General features: G+C 52.4%; 15 protein-coding genes and 1 pseudogene. 1 reads left to right on the top strand and 15 read right to left on the bottom strand.

The features are described from left to right. Window positions 1-16 precede the first annotated feature (16 nt). The 11 genes from SIB64_RS14395 to SIB64_RS14345 all read right to left on the bottom strand — a co-directional run bounded on the left by SIB64_RS14395 (window position 17) and on the right by SIB64_RS14345 (window position 10,958). Entirely contained in the window at window positions 17-625 is a 609-nt protein-coding gene (locus SIB64_RS14395) for a 5-formyltetrahydrofolate cyclo-ligase (RefSeq protein ID WP_413440879.1), read from the bottom strand. Window positions 626-936: 311 nt separating this feature from the next. Then, entirely contained in the window at window positions 937-1,305 is a 369-nt protein-coding gene (locus tag SIB64_RS14390) for an AbrB family transcriptional regulator (protein ID WP_413440878.1), read from the bottom strand. A gap of 1,671 nt (window positions 1,306-2,976) precedes the next feature. After that, complete coding sequence (locus SIB64_RS14385; RefSeq protein WP_413440877.1) at window positions 2,977-3,171, bottom strand: hypothetical protein; 195 nt, start codon at window positions 3,169-3,171, stop codon at window positions 2,977-2,979. 858 nt (window positions 3,172-4,029) lie between these two features. Further along, window positions 4,030-4,275, bottom strand: a complete 246-nt coding sequence (locus SIB64_RS14380) for a hypothetical protein (protein WP_413440876.1) — start codon at window positions 4,273-4,275, stop codon at window positions 4,030-4,032. Window positions 4,276-4,580: 305 nt separating this feature from the next. Next, entirely contained in the window at window positions 4,581-4,781 is a 201-nt protein-coding gene (locus SIB64_RS14375) for a hypothetical protein (protein ID WP_413440875.1), read from the bottom strand. Window positions 4,782-5,440: 659 nt separating this feature from the next. Continuing rightward, window positions 5,441-5,905: a crossover junction endodeoxyribonuclease RuvC gene (gene ruvC / locus SIB64_RS14370; protein ID WP_413440874.1), complete on the bottom strand. Its 465-nt coding sequence runs from the start codon at window positions 5,903-5,905 to the stop codon at window positions 5,441-5,443. Window positions 5,906-6,030: 125 nt separating this feature from the next. Next, the gene (gene bchI, locus SIB64_RS14365; protein ID WP_413440873.1) at window positions 6,031-7,119 is read right to left on the bottom strand and encodes a magnesium chelatase ATPase subunit I; all 1,089 of its coding nucleotides are present in this window, start codon (window positions 7,117-7,119) and stop codon (window positions 6,031-6,033) included. Continuing rightward, the gene (locus SIB64_RS14360) at window positions 7,116-8,501 is read right to left on the bottom strand and encodes a DUF3370 domain-containing protein (RefSeq protein WP_413440872.1); all 1,386 of its coding nucleotides are present in this window, start codon (window positions 8,499-8,501) and stop codon (window positions 7,116-7,118) included. Before SIB64_RS14360 ends, bchI begins: the two co-directional genes overlap by 4 nt. Continuing rightward, entirely contained in the window at window positions 8,498-9,721 is a 1,224-nt protein-coding gene (locus SIB64_RS14355) for a serine hydrolase (RefSeq protein ID WP_413440871.1), read from the bottom strand. Before SIB64_RS14355 ends, SIB64_RS14360 begins: the two co-directional genes overlap by 4 nt. Window positions 9,722-9,750: 29 nt before the next feature. Further along, complete coding sequence (locus SIB64_RS14350; protein ID WP_413440870.1) at window positions 9,751-10,503, bottom strand: RNA methyltransferase; 753 nt, start codon at window positions 10,501-10,503, stop codon at window positions 9,751-9,753. 47 nt (window positions 10,504-10,550) lie between these two features. Further along, on the bottom strand, window positions 10,551-10,958 hold the full coding sequence (locus SIB64_RS14345; protein ID WP_413440869.1) for a c-type cytochrome: 408 nt from the start codon (window positions 10,956-10,958) through the stop codon (window positions 10,551-10,553). Between the two features lie 54 nt (window positions 10,959-11,012). Here SIB64_RS14345 and petG point away from each other — a divergent pair, with 54 nt between their 5' ends. After that, window positions 11,013-11,129, top strand: coding sequence for a cytochrome b6-f complex subunit V (gene petG / locus SIB64_RS14340; protein WP_071823076.1), 117 nt, complete (start codon window positions 11,013-11,015; stop codon window positions 11,127-11,129). Window positions 11,130-11,187: 58 nt separating this feature from the next. On the opposite strand, the pseudogene rsmD reads toward petG, so the two are convergent. From rsmD to SIB64_RS14320, 4 genes and pseudogenes are all read right to left on the bottom strand, one after another. Beyond that, window positions 11,188-11,670, bottom strand: a pseudogene (rsmD, locus tag SIB64_RS14335) (16S rRNA (guanine(966)-N(2))-methyltransferase RsmD); the annotation flags it as partial. A gap of 1 nt (window position 11,671) precedes the next feature. Then, window positions 11,672-12,322, bottom strand: coding sequence for an imidazole glycerol phosphate synthase subunit HisH (hisH, locus tag SIB64_RS14330; protein ID WP_413440868.1), 651 nt, complete (start codon window positions 12,320-12,322; stop codon window positions 11,672-11,674). 11 nt (window positions 12,323-12,333) lie between these two features. After that, a complete protein-coding gene (gene trxA, locus SIB64_RS14325; protein ID WP_413440867.1) occupies window positions 12,334-12,657 on the bottom strand; it encodes a thioredoxin in 324 nt (107 codons plus the stop codon). A 177-nt stretch (window positions 12,658-12,834) separates the two neighbouring features. Beyond that, the gene (locus SIB64_RS14320; protein WP_413440866.1) at window positions 12,835-13,998 is read right to left on the bottom strand and encodes a GuaB3 family IMP dehydrogenase-related protein; all 1,164 of its coding nucleotides are present in this window, start codon (window positions 13,996-13,998) and stop codon (window positions 12,835-12,837) included.

Below are 13,998 nucleotides of genomic sequence, written 5' to 3'. Positions count from 1 at the left end.
AAGGCAGTTTGAATGCTCATGATGCGGCGGGGATTCCGGGCCTGCCAGCTCCCTGTTCCGTGATCCACCCATCAAAAGCCACATCCCACGCATCACGGGGAAGCGCTGTGTCTCTCAAAAAAGCCGCTTCGATTACAACAATCGCTGGTACAGCTCGCCAGTCAGGTTGAGCGCGTAGACGGTCATAAAAACCGCCGCCATACCCCAAACGAATGCCATAGCGATCCACCGCAAGCGCAGGAACAAGCATCAAAAAGAGGTCTGATGCGGAGAGATCTCGATCGCCGCAGGGAGCAGGGATGCCACAACCATCGGGTTTCAACGCTGATTGGCCCCACTCACGAAAAACCATGGATCCGTCCTGACCGGAAAAGGGAAGAGCGATGTTGTAGTGATTTCGGAGGAATCGAAGGTCAATCTCCCCCGCTAATGGCCAATACAGCCCAAGCCAAGCCTCAGAGGAGGCAGACAAAGCCCAGTGACCAACCTGGTCAAGAACGAGCCGATCAAGAGCATTGATTCGGTAGGGCTGTTTGTGTCGTTGGTCGCGGTACTGCTTGCGCAGCTCCTTCTTGATCATCACGGAACTGTCATTGCAGATAAGAGGGGTCTGTTCAGAGGCCATGGACAAGTGAGTTCAAATCACACTGTTCCGTGGGTGGAAACATCAAAACTTTGCAGTGAAGCGTTGTTGTGTTGTTGTGCTTTTCCGGGGTGGGCTTAGCGAATGATTCCAAGCTTGGCTGAAGTCGACAATGGAACGGAAGCGTTTTTCGATCCCACCCTGAAGGCAGATTTAGGAGCTTGATGGATTTCAGGGAAAACGGCGTGACTTGAGCATCAAAAAACCCTGTCACGAGGGTGACAGGGTCGGATGGAACTTATTTTTGAATTAGAGGAAAATCATTGGATCTACCCTCCCGAATCAGTGGGTGATCAATCCTCAGCGTCGTCTTCAGCACCAACTGGAATCAGACGAATAGCTTTTTTACCCAATTTGATCTGAAACTCATCGCCAGGGCTGAGGTCCAACATCGCTGTGTAGGCCTTGCCAACCAGCAGATTGCCATTTCCCTGGACCGTGGCTGTATAGCTGAGCTTGCGACCACCCTTACCAATGGCCGCTCCACCTGAAGCCAAGTTAACGCCTTTGGCTTCCAGTAGAGCTTCATAGAACGCTGTGAAGTTCAGACGATCGCCACCATCTTTCTTGGACGAGACGTATCCACAAGCCCGAACAAGGTCGGACTTAGAGACGTCACCCAAGTCCTTCACCTTTGCGAGGAGGTCGGCACCAGTCAGCATTGATTAAATCCCCAATGGATGTCTAATTCATAGCGGATTGCTGAGCATGCTGTCAACGATTAATCCCATTAAATGAACAGCCTGCCAACTTTCAAAGACTGGTTTCTGTCGCTGGGTGCAGGGCTTCAAATATGCGTTCAGCTGGCTGACTGACTGCTGGCGTCACCGTTACAAATATCGTCAAATCCCTTTATTCGCAGTGGTTCTCATTGAATCAAAAACGAGCCACTACCTTCTCATTCAAAATATTTGGCCATAGTTGGATTTGCCGTACAGGTGGCTTTTGACGCTTGAATGCTTGGCTGAGTCGATACGGAGTCAAGGATCTTCAAAAATCAATGGTTATGAAGGGGCTCCGTTCGAGCCGTGGTTTTCTTCCAAATCAGTTGTGCGGATCGCCGGCTGCAAGCGCATGCTCCTCTGGGTGTGATCGACAGGCTTGTCCCTAATGGTTGGCTGAGAATGCATCACTCGAATCTTCACCTGGCTATGGGATGACTCCCTTTCATCGCGGCAGAGACCTAGATATCTATGAGCGATTCCGTGAGGATGACTATCACATCCCGCCCTCATCCACGATCCCTACATAGATCAATCAAACAGAGGGTTGAGAGACATTCCTTCGTGGCTTACCACGTACACCAGAGGTGTTTAGAACACCTTAGTCAAAAACTGAAAGCAACTGCTTGCTTCGAGCTTTCGCTGATCAAGCTCATTCTTGACTGAATCCAGTCAATATACAGAATGATTGTTTTGTGGACGGTCAACGGGTTTGGTTCGTCTCAAGCTGTGTGATGACTTGACTGCTTGAAATTGATTGTCGCGTCAGGCAGTCAATCAAGTGCCACTTTTTAAATGTGTGTGTGTAGAAGGATTTGGATGGAAAGGTGATTGATTTTCCATGATGTTCGCCTTCCCAAACGGCGTCATTCGCGAGAAAAGCACCATATGACTCTCTTGGCGACGAGCAGGATTAAATGTCAGATCAACGTCCATGGGTCTATTTCTGCGCTTAAGCAAAACCAGCGGAATGCCAGTGTGCTCGGCGTCTGCGGGTAATTTTTTGCGATTTATTCTCGTACATGTCCTGGGATTTGATATCAATTGGCGACCTTTGGTTTCATTGGTATTAGGCTGTAAAGGTTGCGTGCGATGGAAGATTGTACGACCTTTCGTGTAATTGTTTGCCGCGTATGTGAAAGGCATAATCGAGGGACTTTATTTTTAAAGATAAAGTCGTCATATTGCCCTCTACGTATTTATTGAGCATAAGAGTGTTGTAGCCTATGGAGCTTAAATGCTTGGTAAAAGCGAAGGTAGTAAGTAATTATTTTATTTTCAAGCGAAACATTGTGAAGAGGATAAGCCACCTGCCAGGTCCTCGAAGCATGGCCATAAAATGACGTGTTCTGTGCTTCTGAATTCGTTGAAGCTTTATTTTTGGCCGAAGATTTGAGGCGTTTTAGTTGGTCGAATATTCAAATATTTTGATCAAAGTTGAAAGAGTACATATTTTTTGGCTTTATTCTTTTGCTTCGAGCTAAGGTGCGTTTAATTTTTTTGCGATTTGATTCTCTCTTTGAGCTGTGATTTGATAGAATTAGTGTATTGTTCAAGCAGATTTGCGTTTGACAAGTGTATTGAGTCTGCGATAATAATGGATAGCGATGACTATTCAATACGTGGAATCATCGCGTCATTAGGAAAGAATTCTTCGAATACGCAGATTCTGTCTGCCCAGCGCTTCTCAGCTTCAAGACGCATCAAGTGATTTCGCACCCAAATCAAAGAATCCATGTCAATCGGCTGGTTGTATTTGCGTCGCTGTGTTTTCACCCAATCGTCTTTGTTGGGAGAAGAATTCATGCTTGCCCTTTCACTTAACATCAATCTAAGTGAATGTTTTGTTCCCACCCAGACTGTTATGTCCTGTAAGTATCATGCAATACAAAAAGTATCCAATTCGTTCTCGAATCAAGCAATTTAAGAGGAGCTTTAAAGTTCTGGTATTAGCTTTAACTCGATCGACCGATCGAGGTTGGTCAGGGTTGAGCTCTGTTCTGGGCTATTGCTATGGCTGGAATGTCTTTCGTAGCTTTTTTATTAAGCTCTTGGTGCTTCGTAGAAGCAAACTTTTTCGATTGATCCTTGATCAGCTTGATTGTTGTGGTTGGCCATAGTCAAATTTGACAACACCAGCTTTTGACGTGAACGAACCCCAATCTTTATTTGCTATGCAACAGAAATCAAATCGTCTTTTAAGTGATGGTCGGTGCGATTGCCTTTGTACCCTTATAGGTCACACCTGATCTCTTCCTCCTCCTCATTTAATTATGATTGGATCCAAGAAGCTGATCGATTCGAGAAGTTTCGTTCAACGATCTTGTTATCCAGCGGGGTATAAGATTCTTGTCAAAGAAAAAGAGCGTGCCGTAGCGGCACGCTCTTTCCAACAACATCCACAGGCTTCCCAGTCCCTGCGGTTGGTGTATTATTACATATTGGGACATTTAATATCGCACTGATTGGCAAGTGTGCTTGTAGTGATTAAGGGAACTAATCAGAGGATCTTTGCGCTGACGTGCTGTGCTGAGGTTGTTTTTTAGTCGCCTATATTTGATACAAGGCTGTTTAAAAAATTGTGGAGTTGACAGCTTGACCAATTCATCAACAAAGGGAAAATATTAATTTTAGTTGTCTTTAGGAGAAACGCCTTGCCTCTGCTCATTTTTTTTCTTTTCCGAAGTTGTTGTAAATAGTGATCTTGTACCACTTTTCTGGGCAAATGCTGATTGCCTGCAACGAATCTCCTGTCGTTGCAAGGAAGGTCTTTGTTGTTGGCGTGAAATCAAAATAATTAAGTATCGGATCTAATTGTTTGTGTCTAATGGCTTGACTTAATCCGACCATTGGGCAGATTTGTTGTGAGCAACATACAGCAATGATTAATTTGGATTGCTGATAACGCATGAATTAAGGGCAATGATCAATGCATTGTGTAGGAATCCTAGACTGATCGACATCTTTGAAGAGGTCGATCAGTTTTTATTCGTAATGCCTTGTTCTATCCCAGGTTGGCAGTTGAAAAGGAGGTCTTGCAAAGAAAGATAGGTATTAAAATACTGAAAATATTTGTTGCAATATGATCAATTGTAGGATGGAATCAATGAAGAAATTCAGATATTTGAGTATTCCGGCATCGCTAAATAAGTGTTGATGTTATTAATTCGAACGAAATATTTGCATGCGCTGTATCGAAAATTGTGCTGGTTTTTCTAGCTCCTCGTCCAGTTCTTTTTGATGACCTCCATCACTTGAGGCCCAGTGCTTTTTGCAAGGCGCTCCTCTCGCAATGCTTTCAGAATAAGCGTGCCAGCCAAATTATAATCGCCATTCTTCTCGGACTGAGCTTTGGCTTGGCCATAGTATTCAGCAGCCTGTGTTAAGTGGTCGGCTGTAGTCTGTTCGTAGGTCATCGGAACGTTGGTGCTTGTCAGTTGAAAGACTTATTGGCTTCCTCTCCTCTAATTCCGCCTTTAAGTCTTCGCCACTGTATATCATTTCGAGAGGAAATGGCTCTATGAAGTTCTGGACTGCTTGCTTTAGCCCTCCCTAATCCACCATGGCTGCATGTTGACCAGCGCAACCTGCAGTCTGGAGTGGTTGCGTCGCTCTCTTCCCAGCCATCGTTTTCTCCGTATTCGTCGTAAGGCATCTCGGCGACACCAGCAAAGCAGCCTGGCTCGATGATTCTTTGTCAGACGAACGAATGCAAGTCAGCTCAGCGGTTTCGCTGCCCGAGCTGGTAGTGCATGGACTTTTGGCTCCTGAACAATTCGCTGCAACGCCAATTCTGCAACGAGTGATCTCTCACGTCGGGGGTCTGGATCGCTTGAACTGATGCCTCAGACCTCAAGTCCCCAAATCTTGAGGATTAGCGTTGTCATCAAATTGAAAGCGACTGCCGCTTCGAAAATCATGTGGAGGCGGCTCGCAGTTTCAATTTTGATCCCCTGCACTGTTTTGGCAGCGTTGCATGCATGAGGGGTTCGAGGTTCTTAAGGTCTCTTTTTAGTCGTCAGGGCATGATTTGTGGAGTCTTGGAGGGGGATTCCTTTCATTGTTGCGTTCCGGATTAGCGCTGGAACCAACCCGTCAGTGCCACTGCCAAAGCGTCAGCTGCGTCGTCAGGCCTTGGTGGATCATTCAGATTCAGTTCGCGCATCACGGCTTCCAGAACTTCGACCTTTTCAGCATGGCCAAAGCCCGCTAGGGCCAGCTTGATCTGCATCGGAGGAAATTCCACGGTAGGTATTTTAAATCGTGCCAATGTCATCATCACGACACCTCTTGCCTGGACAACACTGATTGTGTTACTTGATCGATAAAAAAAGAATTTTTCAACAGCAGCAAGTTCGGGTTTCCAATTTCGAATTAACAGGCGCATGTCGCGAGCAATTTCGACCATACGGTCTCCGTCGCTCTGGCCTGAATCTGTCCTGATGATTCCACAGTCCAGCATGCGTTGACGGCCACCAGCTGTGTCAATAACTCCATAGCCAACCCTGGCGAGGCCAGGGTCAATTCCAAGAATAATCATTCACTGTGGCCGGAAAATTGGCTAGATGCATGCTGAATTCTTCTCTCCTTAACGCTTGAATCTCACTCTGCTTCAGCTTCACTCGCACTTCAACGGCTGATTGTTGCCTCGTCTTGATCTTGCAATCAGGCCGCCACCGCTAATTCGAACTCACTCTTGTCCCCGCTTTCGCTTCGTTCAAACACCTTGCAGAACACTTTCACCACGCGATTTCCTGAATCGACCTGCTCCAAGGGGTCTTTGCGAAGCCGGTGGCGCAGGCAGCAGGACGCAACCCTGGCCACGTCCTCCTCGCTGACTTCAGTGCGACCTTCGAAGGCTGCTAGGGCCCGGGCAGCCCTATTCGTAACGATGTCGCCGCGCAGACCATCGACGTCCAGTTCGCCGCAGACTGCCGAGATCCGCAGGCGTAGGTCTTCGTCAATGCTGACCTGGTTCAAGCGTTGTTGTGCTTCAACAACGCGCTGCTGGAGAGCCGTTTGATTCGCTTCAACCGCCGTGCTGAATCCGTCTGGATCGCTGTCGAATGTCGTTCGTTGGTCCACGACTTGTACACGTAGCTCAGGGTCGCGAACCGTTCGCACCTCCACGCTCATTCCAAAACGGTCAAGCAGTTGAGGGCGAAGTTCGCCTTCCTCGGGATTGCCGGAACCGATCAGGACGAAACGGGCTGGGTGTCGCACTGAGACCCCTTCGCGCTCCACGGTGTTCCATCCCGATGCTGCCGAATCGAGCAGAACATCCACGAGGTGGTCATCGAGAAGATTGACTTCGTCAACGTAGAGCAGGCCACGGTTTGCCTTGGCCAGCAGCCCCGGCTCGAACGCACGAACACCCTCACTCAGTGCTTTTTCGATGTCGATGGTCCCGCATAGACGATCTTCTGTCGCCCCCAGTGGAAGATCCACCATCGGGACCTGGAGCGGTTCACTCGTCAAGGCCTCGCCCTGTTCGAGGCGCTGACGCACGTCACTGCTCTGGAGGTCTGGATCGGTGAGGGAGCTGTTGTATGGATCTCCCGCCACCACATCGATGTCTGGAAGAAGGTCGGCAAGAGCACGAATGGTTGTGGATTTCCCTGTGCCTCGGTCTCCCATGATCATCACGCCACCGATGCGTGGATCAATCACGTTGAGCAGGAGCGCCAGCTTCATCTCTTCCTGACCGATCACGGCCGTGAAAGGGAAGACCCTGCGCTTCCGGGGTGCACTCACGGACTCTGACCTGAAGATGCCCTGGATTGTTTCACAGGTCGAATCGTCAGGACCTGCGGAGGGGTGGCATCCGCTGGATAAATGAAACGCACGCGGACGTTTCTCGTTTGGCCGGGAGCGAGCCTGAGTTGTCCAAGGGCCGGTCCCTGTTGTCCCTGTCGAAGCACCAGATGAAGCTTTTGCCGACCGAGCGGTTGACCCTGAGGATCATCCAAGCCACTCACTTCGATGGGTCCTCGGAACATCACTGGGCCTGTGAGGGCCGTACGAAAACTGAGGCTGTCCCTATTTTCATCGGACTTCACTGGTGATTCCAGGGCCAGTTCGATGCTGATGACCCCTTTCTGGGTGTTCTTCAAAGGCAGGGTGAGGTCATAGCTCACGCCGTAATTGCCATGGGCAGCCCAGGCCGTGCCCGGATAGAAGCCATCCAGTTCGGCTGTTTGTATCTGATCGGTGCCGAGTGTGCCCCGCTCGAGGCTGCTGATTGGCCAAGACACCGGCTCAAGGGGAACCTCAAGCATGTCGCTGGCGGAATCGGCGAGACGACTCCGCCAAGTGCTTCCAATCTGCACCCCGCTGACACGGGAGTAAATCATCTTCCCTTTGGCTCCTCTGGGGGTCGGCTGATGTTCCTTCGAACTCAGCCTGCCGCTGCGCAGAAATGTGATCCATCGTTCGGTTGTTGGAGGACGATCCAACGAGCCAATGGCGGCAATGGTTGCAATGGCCACCGGCCCCGAACTCTGAAACCGAAGCTGCAGGTTCCGGCCGTTCAGCAAAGGATCCAGCCCTTGCACGGGAATAGGCAGTGCCATCAGAACAGTCGGCTCGCCTGGCTTGAGGGGCCAATGCTCCCTGGACAGTTCCTTGGCACGGCGACCACTCAGCAGATCGCCGGCAACCCGGCTGCCAGGTCCAGCGGCGATCACGTCTGTGGATTCGCGCATCAACGGCGGGAGGGGGAGAAACGGTGCAGCCGTTTGTCCCGGTTTAGTGGCCTGGGAGAGGGCCGTACTGCCACTCAGTAGATGAAGGTCCTCGTTGCCGTCGCCAAGCGGTGCAGCGAGAACAGCGATCCACAGCGTTGAATCGAGACTGTCTTCGTTCCCCGCGTAGACATGGTGGCTGAATAAATCGAAGCGACCGCTGAGCGGTACGTTCAGACCAACCTCAACGGAGTTGGGAAAGGTGGACAACAGGATGCCTTCATCCTTGATCAACTCTGGGTTGTTGTCGTTGACCATCAGCACGTTGTCCAGCTGACCAGGCAGAGGTCGCACCTGTTGGGGGCGATTGATCAGCTCTTCCGCAACGGCAGGGATGGCAATGCTCGTGATCAAACTGAGCAGGGCTGCCGTGAACACAGCAGAAGGTCTCATGGCGAGGTCGTTGCAGCGGCTTGTTCTTTGGGCGATGGATTTGGTTGAACCGGTTTGGGACGCGGAGGGGCTGGCTTGGCCTTGAGGTGGGGTGCCATCGCTGCTGCCATCGCTCGGATCAGGTTTGTTGAACGGGGGTCGTTGAATGGGCCTTTCACCAGGAACGCGGCAACGGCTCTGCGGCCATCTGGCAGTTCAATCAGACCGGCATCGGCGTAAGCAATTCCGATGTCGCCGGTTTTGTTGTAAACGCGGTAGCCCTTTCGGGCCAGGCTCTCATCGGGAACACCCTGCGCTCCACCGAGTCCTTGAAGTAACCCTTTTGGCAGGAGTGTGTTCGTGACAGAGGTCGCCATTACTTCACGGAAGAGATCCCGGCTGCGGGGCCCCAGGCGTTCCCCGATATCAACCATGGCGATTGATCGGCTGAGGTCGCGGGCACTCGTTGTGTTCGTCCCCTTGAGATCGGGTAACCAGTTGTTCACCTCCGTGGCTGGGAGATCGAGTGCCTGGAAACGGGCATTGATTACTTTTTTTCCACCCACGCGATCGATCAGCAGATTGGTGGCCGAGTTGTCGCTCACCCGGATCATTTCGGTTGCAACTTCATAGGTGGGGAATCGACTGCCCAAGGGCCTGGATGCCATCCATCCGGCACCACCTCCCACCAACTCCTTGGTGAGGATGAGGGGCTCATTCCATTGCAGATCACCGTTGTCGATGAGCTCCAGCGCTGCCAGAAGAACTGGGGTCTTGATGGAGCTGGCGGCAGGCATCGGACGTTGTGCATCCAATTCGGCAAAACGTCCGTCGTCTAGAAGCAGCATGTAGGCGCTTGCCTGGAGGTCGTCATAGGGGGCGGCGAGCTGTTTCCAATTGGTGGAGAGCGCTTTGATTTCCTGTTTCGGTTCAAATCGCCCTGGCGGTAATCCCCTGCGATCGCTGGAGAGAATTGTTGTGTTGCTGGAATCGGCAGTCCCCGAATCTTTCTCAGGGGTTGTGCTTTTCAACGACTTCAACCAGGGCTGTTCGGCAAGCCAGGGTTGATTAGTGATCCACTCGGGAAGGGTAATGTCCTGCTTCTGGACCTGAGGGGCTAGCACCTTGAGTGCAGATCCAGTCAAGACACCAAGTCCAATGCCCAAAAGGATCAACCGCAGCATCAGGCGCAGCGGTCGTCCCCAGCCCCCTGGGCGTCGTGATGGTCGGCTGCTCGTCAACCTGGTCGGGTCCTGACGTTCGCATGAGGTTAGGTGCGATGGGTTCGGATGGCCCATCGCACCTGACGAATCATCCCTCGAAGCAATGCCACCTCCTCGCGCCGGGCACTGGCTCGTTGGAGCAGATTCTGCAGCTTCGCCATTCGAGCTGAAACGGTGTGCTCGAGCAAAAAGCCGATCTCCAGAAGCAGGTCTTGTGCATCCTCGAGAAAGCCCTGCATGTCTGCGGCTGGGGCTGGATCCGCAACAACCTCTGCCACGTGACCTTTGTTGTGATCTGTCGCTTGCAGGCGCTTGAGTTCATGAAGGATCACAGCGACGGCGTGGCTGAGGTTCAGCGATGGATAGGTGGGATCGCTGTACAAGGTCACCACGCGTTGGCAGAGACGTAGTTCATCGTTGGTGAGTCCTCGATCTTCGCGTCCAAAAACCACGGCAATGGGGCTCTGACTCAGAGTCCTGTCGAGTGGTGGCGTGTTCAACCAGGTCAGGCCGACCTCAGGGGAATGCAATGGGATCTCTCCATGATCGAGTCGTCCGCAGGTGGCGATCGTGCGGCGGCAGTCCTGTACGGCGTCGAGCAGAGATGGATGAATGCTTGCCTGAGTCAGCAGGTTCTTGCCGTGAACCGCCATCTTTACAGCATCTTCAGCGTGTGGATCACATCGCGGAGCAACGAGACGAAGCTCTGAAACCGCAAAGTTGGCGCACAACCTTGCGACGCTGCCCACATTGATTGGACCCGTTGGTTCAACCAGAACCACCACGAGCGGTGAATCCAAGTCCAAGTACCCATCTGTCAACTGCGACCGTATGGGCCGAACGCGAGTCAATGGAGTGACTGCAGGTAGGCCAGGAGATCGGCCATGGCTCCAGGCTCCATCTCAAATCTTGGCATCGGGGGCGTCTCTCCGCTCACGATTTGGTGGACCAGTTGTTGATCGGTGTAATGATCGGTGATCGCTGTCAGTTGTGGGCCCAGCAACCCCTGGCCTGCAAGTCCATGACAGCCGGCGCAGTTGATGCGGAACAGCTGCCCCCCGTGGTCTGCTGACCCCTCAAGGCTCAACGTCGCCTTGAGGTAGGGATCCTGCTGGGCATTTCCGATCACCCAGATCAGAAGGACGACGCAGGCTGCAGCTGCGAGAACCACGAGGGCTGCGATTAGACCGCGGCCTCCATCCACAGGACTGTCCAAATCAGCCTGAGTTGCAGCAGTTGATGTCGGCTCTGCCACGGCAGCGGGTGATGCATGGAAGAATTGTGGCAATCAATTCTGCTGAGTGACGAGATGATTGAGCCTCTGCTGTGCGGCATCGTTCTGGGTTTGATTCCTGTGACCCTCATGGGTCTCTTTGTGGCGGCATGGAATCAGTACCGCCGTGGTGGCAGCGCTCTCGGAGGCTGAGAAAGAGAACCCCAGTTGTGCCATAGCGGCGCCTGTCAACGGTGACCCATGCATCATCAGCTTTCAGATCCCGTTTGGAAGCGTATTCGCAGATGACAAGGCTTGATGTAGAAATCAGATTTGCTACTGCCAGGTTTGCAAGAACTGGTTTGTAAAGAGCCTTTTGATAAGGCGGATCCAAATAGACCAAGTCAAAACATTCCCCTTTTTTCTGCCTTAACCAGCTCGGGCAATCGCGCCTAATCACCTCCACAGATGCCTTGGATGCGCAGCTCTCTTTGACGCTATCTAGGTTGCGTTTGCAAAGGTCTGCTGCATGCAGATTGTTCTCTACGGCCACGATGCGCTGTGCCCCCCTCTCAAGGGCTTCGCAGCCCATGACCCCGCTGCCACTGAAGAGATCGAGCCAGCTGCAACCCTGAAGGCGTGGAGCCAGGATGTTCATGATCGCTTCGCGGACCCGGGCTGTCGTCGGTCTGGTCGTCTGCCCTTTTGGACTCAGGAGTTTCCGGCCACTGATCAAGCGGAGATGGCCCTGCACGTCAATCGGGATTGGTCGTGACGCTAAGCCAATTCAGCCAGCGTTTTAGGAGCAGTGCTCCTGCATCCGATGACTTTTCAGGATGGAACTGGCAGGCTCCAACATTGCCTCGCCAGACCATGGCCGTGATGTCGACGTTCCCGTAGGAGGTCGTGGCAGCCAATGTTTCGGAGTCGGAAGGATGTGCTGCGTAGGAATGCACGAAATACACCCATGCTTCCGGATCATCGTGATGAAGAAGCGGAGAGTTGTGAACCACTTTCAGAGGCGCCCAGCCCATATGTGGGAGACGTTCATCGTTTTGGGCTGGAAGTTTTTCAATGCGCCCAGGAAGGAGGCCGAGGCCATCACTCTTTCCTTCCTCGCTGTTTTCAAAGAGCAACTGAAGCCCCAGACAAATTCCGAGCAAAGGGCGACCGTTCTTCACCCAATCCTTGAGGTCAGGGATCAGGCCTGTCGCCATCAGATTCTCCATGGCTGGGTCAAACGACCCAACCCCGGGTAAGACGAGAGCATCAAGCGTTTGAAGATCTTCGGGTTGATGAATATCAACGATCGAATACCCAAAGCGTTCAAAAGCTCTTCTTACGGAATGGAGATTTCCCATTCCGTAATCAATTAAACCAAGTTTTGGATGCTGCAGGGTTGTCAAACCTTGCGGAATTAGAGGTATTTGGAAATCGTTCCCGAGAGAGTCGCTTTGGGAACAGCACCAACCACAGTATCCACTTTTTGGCCTCCCTTAAACACCATGAGAGTTGGAATGCTGCGGATTCCGTACTGACTGGCAACATTTGGATTCTCATCGGTGTTGAGTTTGTAGACCTTGATTTGGCCTTCAAACTCCTTGGCGATTTCTTCGACAATCGGTGCAACCATGCGGCAAGGGCCGCACCACGGTGCCCAGAAGTCCACGAGAACGGGAACGTCACTCTGCAGAACGTCCTGCTCGAAGGAGGAGTCGGTTACAGCAGCGGCGCTAGACATATGCCTTGATGATTTTGGGAGAACTTAGCAACAGCTTTCCTCAGAGTCCCCCATGAAAGGGCTTCCGATGAGAACTGTGATGTCGGAAAGGAAGAATGAAAGCCCGAATTCCTCGGGCTTGGGGGTGTGAGGAGTGTGTGGGCGCTGGCCCAACACACACCTCACCCTAACGCTCACTTACTTTCCCATCCCCAGTTGCTGAGCTTTCTGGTACACCTTTCCTTCTGTAAGCAAAGAGGGTGCAACAACAACCTCAACCCGTTGCATATCCGCAATTGTCCGTGCACCCAGCGTTCCCATTGATGTCTTAAGGGCGCCCAGCAGGTTGTGGGTCCCGTCGTCAAGCAGGGCTGGACCTTTCAGGATGCGCTCCAGGCTGCCGGTGCTGCCAACATTAATTCGCGTTCCACGGGGCAGAACCGGGCTGGGGGTCGCCATTCCCCAGTGAAATCCCCTACCGGGTGCCTCATATGCGCGGGCAATGGGAGACCCGATCATGACGGCATCGGCTCCGCAGGCGATGCATTTACAGATGTCGCCACCGGTGACGATGCCACCATCGGCAACGATTGGAACGTACTTTCCAGATTCTTTTTGATACTCCTCACGAGCAGCAGCGCAGTCTGAAACTGCGGTGGCCTGGGGGATTCCTACACCAAGAACACCTCTGGATGTGCAGGCTGCACCAGGGCCGATGCCAACCAGAACTCCGGCAGCCCCTGCACGCATCAACTGCAGGGCAACGTCATAGGTCACGCAGTTTCCGATCACAACTGGCATGCCCATCTCCCGGCAGAGCAGTTCAAGATTGAGAGTTTCCTGGCCTTCTGGACCGATGTGTTCAGTGGAAACAACCGTGGCCTGCACGAAGAACAGATCGGCACCTGCTTCGGCAATGGTGGTTCTGTACTTGAGTGCTGCTAAGGGTGTACCGCTGACGGCGGCGATGCCTCCGCCCTGCTTGATCTCCTGAATCCGGCGCCGGATCAACTCCTCTTTGACGGGCTGGCTGTACAGCTCCTGCATCAGAGGAACAAAGGATTCCTTTCCCACCGCTGTGATGCGATCAAGCACCGGGTTGGGGTCGTCGTACCGGGTCTGAACTCCTTCAAGGTTGAGAACGCCTAGAGCGCCCAGCTTGGAGAGTTCCACAGCCATCCCGACATCGACAACACCATCCATGGCACTGGCGATGATCGGGATGCTGCGTTCAATGCCTCCGAGTGACCAGCTGGTATCGGTGACTTGCGGATCAACTGTCCGACCACCAGGGACAAGAGCGATTTCGTCGATTCCGTAGGCCCGGCGAACAGATTTAGAGCGTCCGAGCTGAATGTCCAC

The organism is Synechococcus sp. MIT S1220, from assembly GCF_047303025.1.
Taxonomy (GTDB): Bacteria; Cyanobacteriota; Cyanobacteriia; order PCC-6307; family Cyanobiaceae; genus Parasynechococcus.
This window is presented reverse-complemented; position numbering and strand designations above follow the sequence as displayed.